The 15,603-nt window shown below is 39.3% G+C and carries 9 protein-coding genes and 1 tRNA gene; 1 reads left to right on the top strand and 9 read right to left on the bottom strand.

All coding sequences use genetic code 11. The annotated features are described in order from the left end of the window. Positions 1 to 99: 99 nt before the first annotated feature. Together scpA and mutA are read right to left on the bottom strand one after the other, a co-directional pair. Positions 100 to 2,247, bottom strand: a complete 2,148-nt coding sequence (gene scpA / locus C1A06_RS03730; RefSeq protein WP_101688899.1) for a methylmalonyl-CoA mutase — start codon at positions 2,245 to 2,247, stop codon at positions 100 to 102. A 15-nt stretch (positions 2,248 to 2,262) separates the two neighbouring features. Continuing rightward, positions 2,263 to 4,164, bottom strand: a complete 1,902-nt coding sequence (gene mutA / locus C1A06_RS03725; RefSeq protein WP_101688898.1) for a methylmalonyl-CoA mutase small subunit — start codon at positions 4,162 to 4,164, stop codon at positions 2,263 to 2,265. A 380-nt stretch (positions 4,165 to 4,544) separates the two neighbouring features. Between mutA and C1A06_RS03720 the strand changes: the two genes are divergently transcribed. After that, the gene (locus tag C1A06_RS03720) at positions 4,545 to 4,991 is read left to right on the top strand and encodes a hypothetical protein (RefSeq protein WP_145996333.1); all 447 of its coding nucleotides are present in this window, start codon (positions 4,545 to 4,547) and stop codon (positions 4,989 to 4,991) included. Between the two features lie 36 nt (positions 4,992 to 5,027). Here C1A06_RS03720 and pncB read toward each other — a convergent pair whose 3' ends face one another. From pncB to glgP, 7 genes are all read right to left on the bottom strand, one after another. Next, the gene (gene pncB / locus C1A06_RS03715) at positions 5,028 to 6,191 is read right to left on the bottom strand and encodes a nicotinate phosphoribosyltransferase (RefSeq protein ID WP_101688896.1); all 1,164 of its coding nucleotides are present in this window, start codon (positions 6,189 to 6,191) and stop codon (positions 5,028 to 5,030) included. Between the two features lie 140 nt (positions 6,192 to 6,331). Next, positions 6,332 to 6,408 (bottom strand) — tRNA-His (locus tag C1A06_RS03710). Between the two features lie 198 nt (positions 6,409 to 6,606). Beyond that, entirely contained in the window at positions 6,607 to 8,040 is a 1,434-nt protein-coding gene (locus tag C1A06_RS03705; RefSeq protein ID WP_101688895.1) for an efflux transporter outer membrane subunit, read from the bottom strand. A 6-nt stretch (positions 8,041 to 8,046) separates the two neighbouring features. Continuing rightward, positions 8,047 to 11,220 (bottom strand): efflux RND transporter permease subunit, encoded by a 3,174-nt coding sequence (locus C1A06_RS03700; RefSeq protein WP_101688894.1) that lies wholly within the window; start codon positions 11,218 to 11,220, stop codon positions 8,047 to 8,049. Positions 11,221 to 11,253: 33 nt separating this feature from the next. Beyond that, a complete protein-coding gene (locus C1A06_RS03695; protein ID WP_101688893.1) occupies positions 11,254 to 12,357 on the bottom strand; it encodes an efflux RND transporter periplasmic adaptor subunit in 1,104 nt (367 codons plus the stop codon). Between the two features lie 6 nt (positions 12,358 to 12,363). Beyond that, entirely contained in the window at positions 12,364 to 12,843 is a 480-nt protein-coding gene (locus C1A06_RS03690; RefSeq protein WP_245871998.1) for a MarR family winged helix-turn-helix transcriptional regulator, read from the bottom strand. 174 nt (positions 12,844 to 13,017) lie between these two features. Next, entirely contained in the window at positions 13,018 to 15,603 is a 2,586-nt protein-coding gene (gene glgP / locus C1A06_RS03685) for an alpha-glucan family phosphorylase (protein WP_101688892.1), read from the bottom strand.

The raw sequence follows: 15,603 nt of genomic DNA, 5'->3' as shown, positions 1-15,603 counted from the left end.
TAATCCTATAAGATGCTATAAATAGGTTGATAATACATCTTGTGCCAAAAAAGCCCCGATAGGATACTATCGGGGCTTTTGCAATATTATAGCTTAGTATTAGTCAGCCAAAAGAATTTTCATGATTTCAACAGCAGCTTTAGTCACTGATGTACCAGGACCGAAGATTGCTGCAACACCAGCTTGATACAAGAAGTCATAGTCTTGTGCAGGGATAACTCCTCCAGCAATAACAATGATGTCTTCGCGACCAAGTTTCTTCAATTCATCCATAACCTGAGGAACCAGAGTTTTGTGTCCAGCAGCCAATGAAGATACACCAAGTACATTAACGTCGTTTTCTACAGCCTGACGAGCAGCTTCTTCCGGAGTTTGGAACAATGGTCCCATATCTACGTCGAATCCGCAGTCAGCGTAACCTGTAGCTACTACTTTTGCACCACGGTCGTGTCCGTCCTGACCCATTTTAGCGATCATGATACGAGGTTGACGACCTTCTTTCTTAGCAAATTCCTCTACCAAGTTGCATGCTTCTTGGAATGTAGGATCTTTTTTAGTCTCTGATGAATACACGCCTGAAATTGTTCTGATTACTGCTTTATAACGACCTACTACAGCCTCGCAAGCATCTGAAATTTCGCCTAGTGTAGCGCGAACTTTCGCTGCTTCAACAGCAAGCTCAAGTAAGTTACCTTTCTTAGTTCTAACGCATTCTGTAATTGCTTCGAGAGCTTTTTGTACAGCTGCATTGTCACGCTTAGATTTCAAATCGTTCAAACGTTCGATTTGTTGACGACGCACTTCAGTATTATCCACATCAAGAATATCGATCGGATCTTCTTTCTCAAGACGGTATTTGTTAACACCGATGATAGTTTGATTTCCTGAGTCGATTCTCGCTTGTGTACGAGCTGCAGCTTCTTCGATACGCATCTTAGGAAGACCAGTCTCGATAGCTTTAGCCATACCGCCAAGGTTCTGGATTTCCTGGATGTGTGCCCAAGCTTTGTGTACTAGCTCGTTAGTCAACGACTCAACATAGTAAGAACCTGCCCAAGGGTCGATTTCTCTACAGATGTTAGTTTCTTCTTGGATATAGATTTGTGTATTACGAGCAATACGTGCTGAGAAGTCAGTAGGAAGTGCAATAGCCTCGTCAAGTGCATTTGTATGCAATGATTGTGTATGTCCTAAAGCAGCAGCCATAGCTTCGATACAAGTACGACCAACGTTGTTGAACGGATCTTGCTCAGTAAGTGACCATCCTGATGTTTGAGAGTGAGTACGAAGTGCAAGAGATTTAGGGTTTTTAGCACCGAAGCTCTTAACAATCTTAGCCCACAACAAACGTCCTGCACGCATCTTAGCTATTTCCATGAAGTGATTCATACCGATAGCCCAGAAGAATGATAGACGTGGAGCAAAAGCATCAACATCGATACCAGCATCGATACCAGCTTTCAAGTATTCCATACCATCAGCAAGTGTATAAGCCAACTCGATATCGGCAGTAGCACCCGCTTCTTGCATGTGGTAACCCGAAATAGAGATCGAGTTGAATTTAGGCATCTTTTGAGATGTATATTCGAAGATATCAGCAATAATCTTCATTGAGAATTCAGGTGGATAGATGTAAGTGTTACGCACCATGAATTCTTTCAGAATGTCATTTTGGATTGTACCTGCCATTTCTTCCAATTTCGCTCCTTGTTCCAAACCAGCGTTGATGTAGAATGCAAGGATAGGAAGTACAGCACCATTCATTGTCATCGATACTGACATTTTATTCAATGGAATACCATCGAACAAAACTTTCATATCTTCAATCGAACAAATAGATACACCCGCTTTACCAACATCACCAACTACGCGAGGGTGGTCAGCATCGTATCCGCGGTGTGTAGCAAGGTCGAATGCAACAGAAAGACCTTTCTGCCCTGCTGCAAGGTTACGACGATAGAATGCATTTGATTCGGCAGCTGTAGAGAATCCTGCATACTGACGGATTGTCCATGGACGCATAGCGTACATACCTGAATATGGTCCACGAAGGAATGGTGGAAGTCCGGCAGCATAGTTAAGGTGCTCCATACCTTCCAAGTCTTCTTTTGTATAAACAGACTTAACGGCAATTAGCTCTGGAGTCATCCAGTCGGCTTTGATACCGTTGTCTGCAGTCCATTTTGCAGCATCTGTTGCAGCAAAACCTGACGTATTTATATTTATATCTTTGAAATTTGGTTTCATGTTTCTTCGTTTTAATTATTGGATACCCAATTTAGCGTTAAACACTCTCAATGTATCAAGAACGTTGCTCTTCACGTTGATGAAATGTTCTATTCCTTGAGCTTTCAATTCGTCCATGCATGCAGGTGCTCCTGCTACTACGAAATGTTCTTTTCCAGCGATTAGTTTGTGAGCTTCAGGCGCGAATGTTGCATATTCGTCATCGCTTGAACATAGAACGATGATATCTGCACCTTTTTCGCGAGCTGCATTTACTCCAGCTTCTACTGTTTCGAATCCAAGGTTATCGATAATTTTGTATCCTGCACAACCAAAGAAGTTTCCTGAGAACTGAGAACGAGCCAAGCGCATAGCTAAGTTTCCGATAGTAAGCATGAATACTTTTGGAGCACCATGTTTTTCGGTAGCGATACGCATTCTTTCGAAATCTTCAGCAAGACGTCCTTTCGGTAATGCCATATATGGAGCATCTCCGTCTTCGGCAGAACAACCACATCCACAGCTATGAGAGCTTTCTACAATTTTGCTTGTAGCCATTTCTGTAATATTAGGGAATTGGTTAGTTCCTAGCAACGACTCGCGACGTGTAGCTAATGCTTTGAAACGAGCATCGGCAGAATCTTTAACTGCAGACTGAATAATGTTAGCTTTTATAGCTTCGTAGAAGCCTTTTTCGTCAACTTCTAAGAATAGAGCCCATGCTTGCTCAGCAATAGCTTTAGTCAGATGTTCGATATAATATGAACCTGCTGAAGCATCAGTTATCTTATCGAAGTGACATTCTTCTTTCAGAATTAATTGTTGATTACGTGCAATTCTTTCAGAGAAATCATCAGCCGATTTGTATGTTTCGTCGAAAGGAAGAACAGTTAACGAGTCTACTCCTGCGATAGTAGCCGACATAGCTTCAGTCTGAGTACGTAGTAAGTTAACGTGTGCATCGTAAATAGTCATGTTGAAGCGAGATGTTTGTGCATGTGTGTAAATTTTGGCAGCACATTTGCAAGTACCATCTTCTGCTTTGTTTGTACAAGTTTCAGATTTGCATAGTGGGTGATAAGCATCAACTATTTGAGCCCATAACCAGCGAGCAGCTCTGAATTTTGCTATTTCCATGAAGTAGTTTGGTCCTACTCCAAAGTTGAATTTAATTTTTTTAGCTACTACCATTGCATCTAGTCCTGCTTCAACAAGTGCTGATAGCAGTTGGTTTGCATTTGCAAGTGCATAGCCAAGTTCTTGGTAGCTGTATGCTCCGCCGTCGCTCAATTGGAATGCGTTAACAGCCAATACACGGAAACGTGGAAGTTTAGCAGCAGCTTTAACGATTTCAGAAGCTTTTTCAACCCATCCTTCGCAGTCACGACCTTTTTTCAAGATTTTCTTGAATGGATCGTAGTTAACTGAACCATAACATTTGAATAAATCAGCTTTTGACTCGACATAGTAGTCAGCCAAAATTTTAGTCAATTCAATAGATTTTTGGTTGCATGTGCTGAAGTTAAGTTCGACTTCCTCTACCGGAATACCTTGTAGTAGAGCTTTCACATTCTCAGCATTAACATCTGTTTTGTTGATTTTAAATCCAAGAGATGTAATTCCTTTAGTCAAAAGATCCAAAGCTTTAGCATTGGCAGCTTTGATATCGTTAACCTCGATGTCCTGACGTGCGTACCAGCTGTTAGTCTTTTCTGTTCCGCGTACGTAAGGAAATTCGCCAGGAAGTGAATCTACGGTTTTCAAACCTTCGTTGTCTTCACTTCTGTAGAATGGGTTTACTTTGAACCCCTCGTTTGTTTTCCAAACGAGTTTTTTCTCGAAGTCAGCACCTTTCAGATCGGCAGTGATCTTATCCATCCATTCTTGGGTAGATACTGGTGGGAATTCAGAGAAAAGCTTTTCGTTCTTGTTAGCCATAATTCTTAAATTCTTTTTTAATTTACAAGTATATTGATCTCTATATAATTTCTATTTATGCTATATAGCATTTATTTATAACTACTTATGCTTTTTGCCCGATTTGAGGCTTCTATAAAAGCTTTTTGAGCACAAAGTATCCTTACAAAAGTAGCCTTTTAAATCGGGTTAAAAAAGAAAAAGTGGCTAAAAATTAGATCGCGAAATGTGATGTTTATCACCCGATTAGCTCGAACGATGCGGTTGTTGTTACGAATCGTTTTTTATGAAGATTTCGTTTACTACATTATAATAGTCTTAATCGTAAAAATTACTTATGCTTATTTCAGGCTTTTATCAATCTAATTGTTATCTTGAGGTAGTTATTTATGGATTTGCTTATGAGTGGATTGAATTTTAAATTAGATTTTGACGAAGATAAGTCTGCCATTAATTTGACAATAATACCAGTGACGTTTAGGCAGGTATGTCTTCTTTTTGAGGATGAGGAAATACTCGAAATAGAGCGAATACATCTATGTTTATGGGATGAAAATGATAATCTAAGGATTGTTAATAATGAGTGTACTGGTATGCTAAACAGTATAGTATCATTTAATGATATTGCATCTATCGTTGATGGTTATGACGAAGAAAATTATTCTGTAAATAAATTATTTGTTCGTACCGGAAACTTTAGAATAAATTACGATGATGATTCTTTTCTAGTGCTGGAGTATGTTGTTGATAAGAAAAATTTAGAGTGCGAACTGAGTGTTATGCAGAATATATGCTTGAAATATATCCAAGAAGCAATCAATATTAAAAATATAGATGTTTTATGGTAGGGATATATGCGTATGCTATATCTTTTTTGGGCTGGATTAATCCAGCCCTAGTGTTAGTTTACATATTTCGATCTCTTTTTTATTACCTGTGTTCTTACCATAAACATCAGATAATTTTATTGCCGAAAGGAATTCCTTTTCGTTCGGATGAACCTTTACTCCCGACATTTTGATTACCATATTCAGAGGTTTTACACCAACATCGTTCGAGAAGTATGTTCCTATACCATATGTGTCGTGCAAGCGTCCGTTTACATGTTCTTTAATCTTCTTAACTACGTCAATATTGAGCGAATCGCTATAGACAACAGTTTTCAGCTCAGGATCTATTCTTAATCCTTCGTAGAATTTGATGACTTTATCGGTAAATTCGATCGGGTCTCCGCTATCGCAACGTACTCCGTCAAACAATTTAGCTTGTTTCAAGCTGAATGATTTGAAGAATGAGTCAGTTGTATAGGTGTCGGTAAGGGATATCCCTAAACTACCTTGAAATACATCTACCCAAGCTTCGAGTCCCTTGATATTGGCTGCGCGGTAGCCAAACAATGCACCATGATACATAAACCATTCGTGTGGCATTGTACCAATAGGTGTTGTATTGTGTTTCATTGCCAGATACATGTTACTTGTACCTTTGAAATAATCGCCGGAATTCGCTTTTAATAGTCCTACTACTTTGTCCTGAACATCAAGTGAATATCTTCGGCGAGTACCAAATTCGGAGTAATCGGCTTTAATATCTCTCAGAGCAACGGCTTTATCGATCGTTTTTTGTTCGAAGTCGTTTGGTTTTGCTCCAGCCATGATGAAGTATAATTCGGATATGATAGCCATGAGAGGAACCTCCCATAATACGGTTCTGTACCAAAAACCTTCTATCTGTACCGAGAGCTTTCCTCCTTCTTGACTTATTTGAACCTCGTTGGGATCGTAACGATATCCGTCAAGGAAGTCGAAAAATACAGGATCGAAGAAATAGCATCTTTTTTCGATGAAGCTTCTTTCTTCTTTTGTTAATTTCAATGTAGCCATAGCTGCTACTTCTTCTTTCAGGCGTTCGGCAAAACCTTCGGGGAATGAATTCTCTCCGCGATTTGTAAATTCATACTTCACATACGACCATGGGTATAGTCGTTGTATAGCATACATTACCGAGAATTTATAGAGGTCGTTATCTGTAAAATATTTAATAATCATTGTCTCTTACGTGTTATAGATTTGTAGAGGTGCGTTTATGCTGAATAAAGATAAGTAAAAATCTGTTTGCATAAATGTCCTTAGTAAATTTAGGGCGTATAAAAAGAAAAAAGGATCTATAATACTATAGATCCTTTTCTTGGGGTGGGAGACGGGTCTCGAACCCGCGACCTTCGGAACCACAATCCGACGCTCTAACCAACTGAGCTACAACCACCATTTGTCTCAATGCGGTGCAAAGATAGATAATATTCTAGTATTTGCAAGGTTTTTGCTCATGTTTTTTTGATTTTTAGATGCATTTTTTTGATGTTGGATGATAATCTATTTATAACGAGCATCCTATGTCTACGAAAGAGAAAGGAGCCGTACCTAAGCAATAGATATGACTCCTTTCATTATTGAAGTTTATTTCTTATTCTAGACCTCCACCAAGAGCTCTGTATAGGTTTACACCATATTGTAATTGTTCTAGCTTGTCGCTGATTTGATCTAGCTGAGCTTGTAACAATCCTTGCTGAGCTGTGATGACTTCCAAATAGCTATTGGCAAAACCACTGTTCAGCAAACGTTGAGTGTAGTCTACGGTTTTTTCAAGCGATTCCACTTGTTTCGAACGAGTCTCGTTTTTAGCTAACGATTGTTGGTACGAATACAAAATAGTAGAAACTTCCTGGCTAGCTCCAAGTACAGTTTTTTGGAATGTCAGCAATGCTTCTTCTTCCTGAGCTTTACGAGTTTTCAACTGGCCTAGTAACTGATTTTTAGCAAATAAAGGTTGAGTTAATCCTCCAACAATGCTTGCAAACAGATTTTCAGGTTTGAAAAATTGAGCTAAACCATTTGTCTGGCTATATCCTAACAGACCCGATGTAAGTGTAATCTGAGGATAGAAGCTTGCTTGTGCTGCAACTTTTAGTTCAAATGCCGAGCGGAATGCAAGTTCAGCTTGTTGTACGTCCGGACGTTTTGCCAACATTTGTGCAGGTACTCCGTAGTTTAGTTGTGTAACCACTTGTTGGTTCGTAAACTGAGAGCGAAATATAGGTCCTGGTTTGCGTCCTAGCATTGTTGACAATGCATTCTCCAACTCTTGGATCGAACTTTTCAAAGTGTTTACTGTAACTTGAGTAGAGTATAGCTGAGCTTTACTTTGTTCAACAGCAGCGCCTGTAATACCCGAAGAACCGCTTTGCATCAGTTTTTCCATTGTATTCGTGCTTTCTTTTAGCAACTCAATCATGGCAAGCGTAGTGCTCATTTTTTCATCAAGTGCCAGCAATGAATAATAAGTTGTTGCAATGTTGGCGATCAATGAAGTTTGAACTAAGTTCTTACCAGCCTGAGTAGCCATCAGTTGTGCGCGGCTAGCACGGTGCTGACGATTGATTTTTCCCCAAATATCAAGTTCCCAGCTTGCTGAAATACCCAAAGTGTAACTTTCTTTATGATAAGCAAGGCTATTTCTGTCTCTGGGAGCTCCGGTTAGAGGGTCGTTTGCACTTAAACGGGTTTGGTCAAAATTACCGACTAAAGCTACGTTAGGGAAGTAAGCTGCACGAGCCATGCCTAAACTAGCTTCAGCTTGTTTGATTCTGGTTTCGGCAATTTGCATATCGAAGTTGTTGGTCAATGCCTCTTCGATTAGACCTTGCAAAATAGGATCGTTGAAATACTGGCGCCATGGGATATTGGCAATTGTTGTCGTGTCAGACGAAGTCTGGTCGCGGAACATATTTTCAGTATCAATTTCAGGCGTCTTGTATTTATTTACCAATTGGCAGGATGGTAGCATTATTGAGGCAATTAGCCCCAACAATGCGATTCCTTTTATATATTTTCTATTCATACTGATTTATTTGTTTTGTTGGCTTTTAATTAGCTCATCATTTGAATTTACCATACCCGATTTACTAAACTTGTCTTGAATTGTTTGGAATATGATATAAAGCGATGGAATTACAAGCACTCCAATCATTGTACCAATGAACATACCTCCGATAGCACTGATACCAATTGATTTATTACCTACTGCTCCAGCACCACTTGATATAGCCAAAGGCATCAGACCAAAGATGAATGCAAATGATGTCATCAAAATAGGACGGAGACGAGCAACTGCACCATTTACGGCTGCTTCGATGATACTCATTCCTTGCAGACGACGCTGAACAGCATACTCTACAATCAGAATGGCATTCTTGGCGAGCAGTCCGATAAGCATGACGAGCGAGATCTGTACATAGATATTATTTACTATACCTTGTGTCACCCCGAATATCATCAAGAAGATGTATACACCTGCAAGACCTACCGGTAGTGAGAAGATCACGGCTAATGGTATAATATAACTTTCGTACAATGCCGCTAGTAGTAAATAAACGAATATCAAACAAAGAGCAAAAATCAATCCTGTTTGGCTGCTGCTTTGAACTTGCTCACGAGCCATACCTGCGTATTCGTAACTGAAACCTTGAGGTAAGGTAGTCTTAGATATTTCTTCAATAGCGTTGATAACATCACCAGTACTCTTACCGTTACGTAGGTCTGGTATGATTGTTAAAGACATCGCCGAGAACATATTGAAACGATTCAATGTCTGTGGTCCTACTACATCATTTATGCTTATAAAGGTTGTAATCGGAGCCATTTCTCCACTGCTTGTCTGCACAAAGACTTGACTAAGATCTTCAAGTTTACTTCTGTATTCAGGTGATGCTTGAACAAATACTTTGAATTGTTTACCATATAGGTTGAAGTTCGATGCATATATACTACCTACATAAGCTTGTAGTGTAGACATCACAGTACTAAGTGTTAGTCCCGATTCTTTGATTTTAGCAATGTCTGCCACAATTTCTTTTTGAGGGAAATTAGGGTTAAATGTAGTCATTGCCATCATTACGTCAGGATGTTCATTAAGCTTCTGTATGAAATTTGTTGTAATATCATAGAATGTGCTTATATCACCACCCGTACGATCTTGTAATCGAAGGTCTACCCCTGCACCTAAACCAAAACCTTGCAGCGTAGGAGCACCCATGAATAGGAATGTTGCGTCTTTGATTGATTTTGTTTTGGCGGTCATTTCTGCTACTGCGTCATTCACTGTATAGTCAGGACGATCAGCCCAATTGTCCATTTTTGCAATAATAGCACCAAATGAAGATCCAAGACCACCACCTAGGAAGTCCACACCAGTTAGGTTCATGACATGTGCCATATGCGGAACACTGCGTACCGAATCTACGATTTGCAAGACCATAGAGTCTGTTCTTTCCAAAGAAGTTCCCGGAGGCATGGTAATGATACCCATAAGTACACCACTATCTTCATTCGGAACGAAATCCTGAGGTATTTTTTCCATTAGACGAACAAAAATCAAACTGCTGACAATAATGATTCCGGCAGTGATCCAACGATTGCCTCGTTTCCCTAAGAAATGTAGAGATGATTTATATTTCAGAGTTGCAGCGTTAAATGCAATGTTGAAAGAGTAATAGAAACGTTGCAGTAAGCCTTTCTTTTCATGCTCTTGATGTGGTTTTAGTAATATAGCACAAAGAGCTGGACTTAGAGTAAGTGCATTGACCGCCGAAATCAAAATCGCTACAGCTAGAGTCAAACCAAATTGCTTGTAGAATACACCGGATGTACCTCCAATAAAACTTACTGGAATAAATACCGACGACATAACTAGTGTGATGGAAACAATCGCTGGTGCAATTTCTTTCATTGCAGTCATTGTGGCCTGCTTCGGATCTTTTTCTCCAGCATCTAATTGAGCATGGACGGCCTCGACGACGACGATGGCATCATCGACGACAATACCGATAGCTAATACTAGGGCAAATAGAGTTAATATATTTACAGAGAAACCGAAAACTTGCAAGAAGAAGAACGTTCCCACAATAGCCACTGGAACAGCAATAGCCGGGATAAGTGTCGATTTGAAATCTTGTAAGAATATAAATACAACCAAGAATACTAGCAAGAATGCTTCAATAAGAGTATGTATAACTTTTTCGATAGATGCATCCAAGAATTCATTAGCATTCATTAGCAACGTGTATTCCATTCCCGGAGGGAAGGATTTCTGAGCATCATCCAATACTGTGATTACATTATTAATAACTTCTTGAGCATTCGATCCAGCTGTTTGAGCAATAGCGATTGATACTGTTTCCAGTCCATTTCTTTGCGATCTTACAGCGTAACTGGCAGCACCAAGTTCGATGTCTGCTACATCTTTCATATATAGAATCTGACCATTCTGCGAACGAATGATGATATTACCAAACTCTTCGGTTGTTTTCAGACGTCCGGTAAATTTCATTGTATATTGGAATGTCTGATCAGCATTCTCTCCGAGTGTTCCCGGGGCAGCTTCTATATTTTGATCCGAAAGCGCAGCCATCACCTCTTGAGGTGTTAGCTTGTAGCCTGCCATCACATCAGGCTTCAGCCAGATGCGCATAGTGTAGTCCTTCGCTCCATAAACATTGGCATCACCAACTCCATATACACGCTTGATCTGTGGTAGGATATTGATGTTTGCGTAGTTCTGTACAAACTGGGCGTCGTATTCGGGATTGGTTGATGTCAAAGAGATCATCATGATCGTACTACTTTGTTGTTTACGTACGATTACACCATTTTTTGTTACCTCTGCTGGGAGCAAAGGGTTTGCCCGAGCAGCCAAGTTTTGTACGTTTACCGCGGCAATGTCGGGATTGACATCTTGCGCAAAGTAGATGGTGATGTTTGCACTACCACTATTATTTGCAGATGACGTCATGTATGTCATTCCCTCTACACCATTAATTTGTTCTTCAAGAGGGATTACGACACTATTCATAACCACATCGGCATTCGCACCAGGGTATGTTGCTATAACCTGAACGGTAGGTGGTGCGATGCTTGGATATTGTTCGACCGGTAAGGTTGCCAAACCGATAATACCTAACACCACGATGATGATAGATATAACGGTAGATAATACAGGTCTTTCTATAAACGTTTTTAGCATTTTACTTCTATTTTATATTTGTTACCTGTATGTTTATTTTTTCTCTTTTACAGCCATTCCGTTACGTATTGTACCTATGCCCTCGGAGATGATTTTGTCTCCGGTAGCAAGACCGCTTAGTACAGCGTATTGTTTTCCATCAGGAGTTGATTCTACATCAATAACAGTTTGTCTAGCTGTATCATTCACTAGTTTAAATACAATCACTTTGTCTTGTAGAGCTGTAGTTATGCTTTGTGGTATAACGATTGTATTGTTAAGATATTCGGGTATAATTACAGTTGCGCTATTTCCGCTTCTGATCAATCCATCAGAGTTAGGAAATTCAGCTCTTAAATTAACTGATCCTGTAGTTACGTCAATTACTCCTGCAATTGTTTCAATTTTCCCTTTTTCAGGAATTTCAGTGCCATCTTTCAGACGTAGTGTGACAGGAGGTATATTCTTGATTTTCTCTGCTTGAGTTTTGCCATCAAGATTTTTTAGCCAGCTAGCTAAATCTTTTTCGTTCAGCGAGAATTCAGCATATACATTCTTTGTATTTGCAATAGTAGTCAATATATTTGATGCATTGACAAGGTTACCAATACGCATATTGATACGTCCTACTACACCATCAATCGGGCTCTCAACGCGTGTCCAGCTTATTGTAGATCTCGCGTTGTCTAGCGTTGCTTGAGCCTGGGCTTGAGCTGCAAGAGCTGTTTGATAAACATTCTCGTATGTCTGTAGCTGAACAGCACTGATAATACCTTCTTCTACAAGTGGACGAGTTCTGTCTACATTTAGTTTTGCCGTCGCTACATTAGCTTCAGCACTTTTAAGAGCGGCTTCTGCTGTTCTGAGTTGTTGTTGAGCCATTGGTGAATTGATAAGAAATAATGGTTGTCCTTTTCTTACAATCTGCCCTTCTTCAACGTATACTCTATCGATGTAACCATCGATACGAGGACGAATCTCTGCATCATCGCTTCCTTTGATAGTTGCAGCAAAAACCTTGTTTAGTTCAATGTTTTGTTCACTTGCTATCGTTACTTTCAGTTCAGGAGCAGCTGCTTCTGCTTGCGTTTGCTTATTACCACACGAAACGAGTAATAATAAAGCGAAAAATCCAATACTAATCCTTTTTAGCTTCATACCTAGTTAATTGATTTTATCGTTGTTTTCTATATTTATTAAATTGTTGTATAATATCTTTAAGTGTTTGTTGATTAGTAGCCTATCCAATTCGTCAGTAGTAATCTCGTTATGTAGTGCTATTAATCTATTTTTAGATTCATGTACTATTCTGCTACCCTCCTCTGTCAAATCAACTATTCGGGCTCGAGTGTCGGTTTTACTTTCCACTCGTGTGATTAAGCCTTTTTTCTGTAAGTTCCGTATAATAGTAGATGTTGTCATCGGATCTGTATCCGTTTCTTGCGAAAGAGCTATCTGGGTTGTTTCTATATTCTCAGATCTCAAATATAGAATTGCTCCAAGTAGTTCTAGTTGCGGAACTGTAACATTGAATTCTTCTATTCTTCTGCTTACAGCTCGTCGCCACATTTTCATAATCTTTCGGATCAAATTACCAGCCTCATCGTGTGATGCTAGCTCCTTGTTTACATTATCCGTCATCATTCTTAAGTTTTAAATTAAAATAGTTACAAAGATAATATGTGTACTTATAATAAGTGAATTAATTAGGATTGTTTTTAATTGAATTAACATTTTTTGGATGTTTAAGAGCATATTTCAGCTTCTATAAAAAAAGAGGCTTTCTATTAGAAAGCCTCTTTTAAATTGTATTGGATTTTATATCCATCTTGTATAAGCAAAGTCTTGCTTGTGAGCCATATCCTTATGTCTTGGATATACACGGTATGCATATTTACCTATTCCGGCAATATCTACTTTGTATTTAAGCTCGAAATGTAGTAGACTGCCTTCTTGTTTAACAAGTTCGAATGGAACTACTTTAACAAATTTATCTACATTTAGATCGGTGTCGTATTGAAGTATAATCATATCGATGCCAAGATCGCTTGTTAGATCCTTTTTGTCGAGAGTTATTTTCAATGTGACAGTTGATCCGATAGTATATACAAAGTTGTCTCCATAGTGTGGAACGCTTTCCGAGTCGCGCTCTACTTCTAACGATTCAACTGTAAAGTTGTTCCATTTGCTGGCAGTATCTTCTTTCCATGCAGCTAATTCTTTAGCTTTGCTGTAATTGTCAGCCAATACCATGTCGTGACGTTTAGCTAGTGGTTTATAGAACCAATTTATATAATCGTCAATCATACGCTTAGTTGTGTACTCTGGAGCGATTTGAGCAATCGAATTTTTGATGTACTGAATCCACTCTGGCGAATATCCTTTCGAGTTCTTAGCGTAATAAAGAGGCAATATCTTGTTTTCGAAAGTATTGTAGATGATTTTAGCATCCAATTCATCTTGATATTGCTGATTATCAAATGTGCGTTTGTCTGTCAATGCCCATCCTGCACCTTCTTTGTAACCTTCGTACCACCATCCGTCAAGCACCGAGAAGTTTAGAACTCCATTCATCTCAGCCTTTTCGCCAGATGTACCTGAAGCTTCAAGAGGACGCGTTGGTGTATTTAGCCAAATGTCGACACCCGAAATCAAGCGTTTAGCTAAACGCATATCATAGTTCTCAAGGAAAATTATTTTTCCGAAGAATTGTGGTAAGCGTGATATTTCGATGATTTGTTTGATCAAACCTTGTCCAGCACCGTCAGCAGGGTGAGCCTTTCCGGTATATAGGAATTGGATCGGATATTTTTCGTTGTTTACAAGTTTTTCCAGACGATCAAGATCTGTAAATAATAGGTGAGCGCGTTTGTAAGTAGCAAAACGGCGTCCGAAACCTACAAGTAAAGCATCTGGGTTGATTTTGTCAGCCAGATCAAGAATCTTAGATGGTGCAGTTTGGTTTTTTATCCAACCATCTTTTACTTGTTCTTGTACATAAGAGATAAGGCGTCTTTTCTGTTGTTGACGAATTTCCCAGATTTTTTCGTCTGGAATATCATATATTTTTTCCCATATTGCGTGATTAGACTGATCGTTGTAGAAATTTTTATCAAAAGAACTTTCGTATAGCTCTTTCATTTCTTTCGATGTCCATGTTGGCATATGTACCCCGTTTGTTACGTGACCAACGTGAAGCTCATCAGGATAGTATCCTGGCCATAGGTTGCTAAACATTTCGCGAGAAACTTTACCATGTAACAAGCTTACACCGTTAGCTTCCAAGCAAGTATTCAGAGCAAAGTTACTCATGCTGAATTTTTCGCCCGATCCTGGTACTGCACGCCCCATGTCTACGAATTCTTGCCAAGAGATACCCAGACGAGCCGGATATGAACTCATATATTTGCCAAGAAGACCTTCGTCAAAATAGTCGTGCCCTGCAGGAACAGGAGTATGCACTGTATATAGAGCTGAAGAGCGAATAACTTCAAGAGCTTGATTGAATGTCAATCCTTCACCTTCTATAAGATCAAGTAAACGTTGTACGTTGATAAGAGCTGCATGTCCTTCGTTACAGTGATAAACATCCTTTTTAACACCAAGCTTATTTAGTAGCATGATACCACCAATACCAAGAAGATATTCTTGTTTTAGACGATTTTCCCAATCGCCACCATATAGTTGGTGAGTAATAGGACGGTCAAATTCGCTGTTTAAATCAATATCTGTATCCAGTAAGTATAGTTTGATTCTTCCTACGTTTACAACCCATACGTTTGCATAGATAGAACGATCTGGATAAGGTACTGCAAGAATCATTTGTTTTCCGTCTTCGTTCAATACTTGTTCGATCGGAAGTTCGCCGAAGTTTTGCGCTTCGTATTTTGCTACTTGTTGTCCGTCAGGCGAAATACTCTGAGTAAAGTAACCATAACGATACAAGAAACCAACTCCGGTAAGATCTACATGGCTGTCACTAGCTTCTTTAAGGTAGTCGCCTGCAAGTACTCCAAGACCTCCTGAATAGATTTTCAATACGTGAGTAAAACCGTACTCCATGCTGAAATATGCAACTGAAGGTTTTGCTTCGTCCATCTTTTCGCTCATGTATTTCTCGAAGCTAGCTAAAACGCTATCTACTTTTGCTAGTAGTTTGTTGTCGTTTAGAATCTCGTCAATACGGTTTAATGTTAATCTTTGCAATAACATAACTGGGTTATGTCCTACTTTAGACCAAAGTTCTCTATCCAATTCCATGAATAAATCTGTGGCCTCATTATTCCATACCCACCAAAGATTTTTGCTCAATTTTTCTAGTCCTGCTAGTTTCTCAGGCAGATTTGCCTGTGTGTAAACATTACGCCAATTAGGTGCGTTTGTTAAGCTTGTTTTGATTCTCAT

Origin of the sequence: Dysgonomonas massiliensis, from assembly GCF_900240225.1 — a bacterium.
Taxonomy (GTDB): domain Bacteria; phylum Bacteroidota; class Bacteroidia; order Bacteroidales; family Dysgonomonadaceae; genus Dysgonomonas; species Dysgonomonas massiliensis.
Note: the sequence above shows the minus strand (reverse complement) of the source record. Positions and strands in the feature narration are given on the sequence as shown.

Excerpts from the sequence above, each read along its gene's own strand:
- pncB (WP_101688896.1), bottom strand. The coding sequence starts at position 6,191 with ATGATTATTAAATATTTTACAGATAACGACCTCTATAAATTCTCGGTA.
- mutA (WP_101688898.1), bottom strand. The coding sequence starts at position 4,164 with ATGGCTAACAAGAACGAAAAGCTTTTCTCTGAATTCCCACCAGTATCT.
- C1A06_RS03700 (WP_101688894.1), bottom strand. The coding sequence starts at position 11,220 with ATGCTAAAAACGTTTATAGAAAGACCTGTATTATCTACCGTTATATCT.
- C1A06_RS03690 (WP_245871998.1), bottom strand. The coding sequence starts at position 12,843 with ATGATGACGGATAATGTAAACAAGGAGCTAGCATCACACGATGAGGCT.
- glgP (WP_101688892.1), bottom strand. The coding sequence starts at position 15,603 with ATGAGAATCAAAACAAGCTTAACAAACGCACCTAATTGGCGTAATGTT.
- scpA (WP_101688899.1), bottom strand. The coding sequence starts at position 2,247 with ATGAAACCAAATTTCAAAGATATAAATATAAATACGTCAGGTTTTGCT.
- C1A06_RS03720 (WP_145996333.1), top strand. The coding sequence starts at position 4,545 with ATGAGTGGATTGAATTTTAAATTAGATTTTGACGAAGATAAGTCTGCC.
- C1A06_RS03695 (WP_101688893.1), bottom strand. The coding sequence starts at position 12,357 with ATGAAGCTAAAAAGGATTAGTATTGGATTTTTCGCTTTATTATTACTC.
- C1A06_RS03705 (WP_101688895.1), bottom strand. The coding sequence starts at position 8,040 with ATGAATAGAAAATATATAAAAGGAATCGCATTGTTGGGGCTAATTGCC.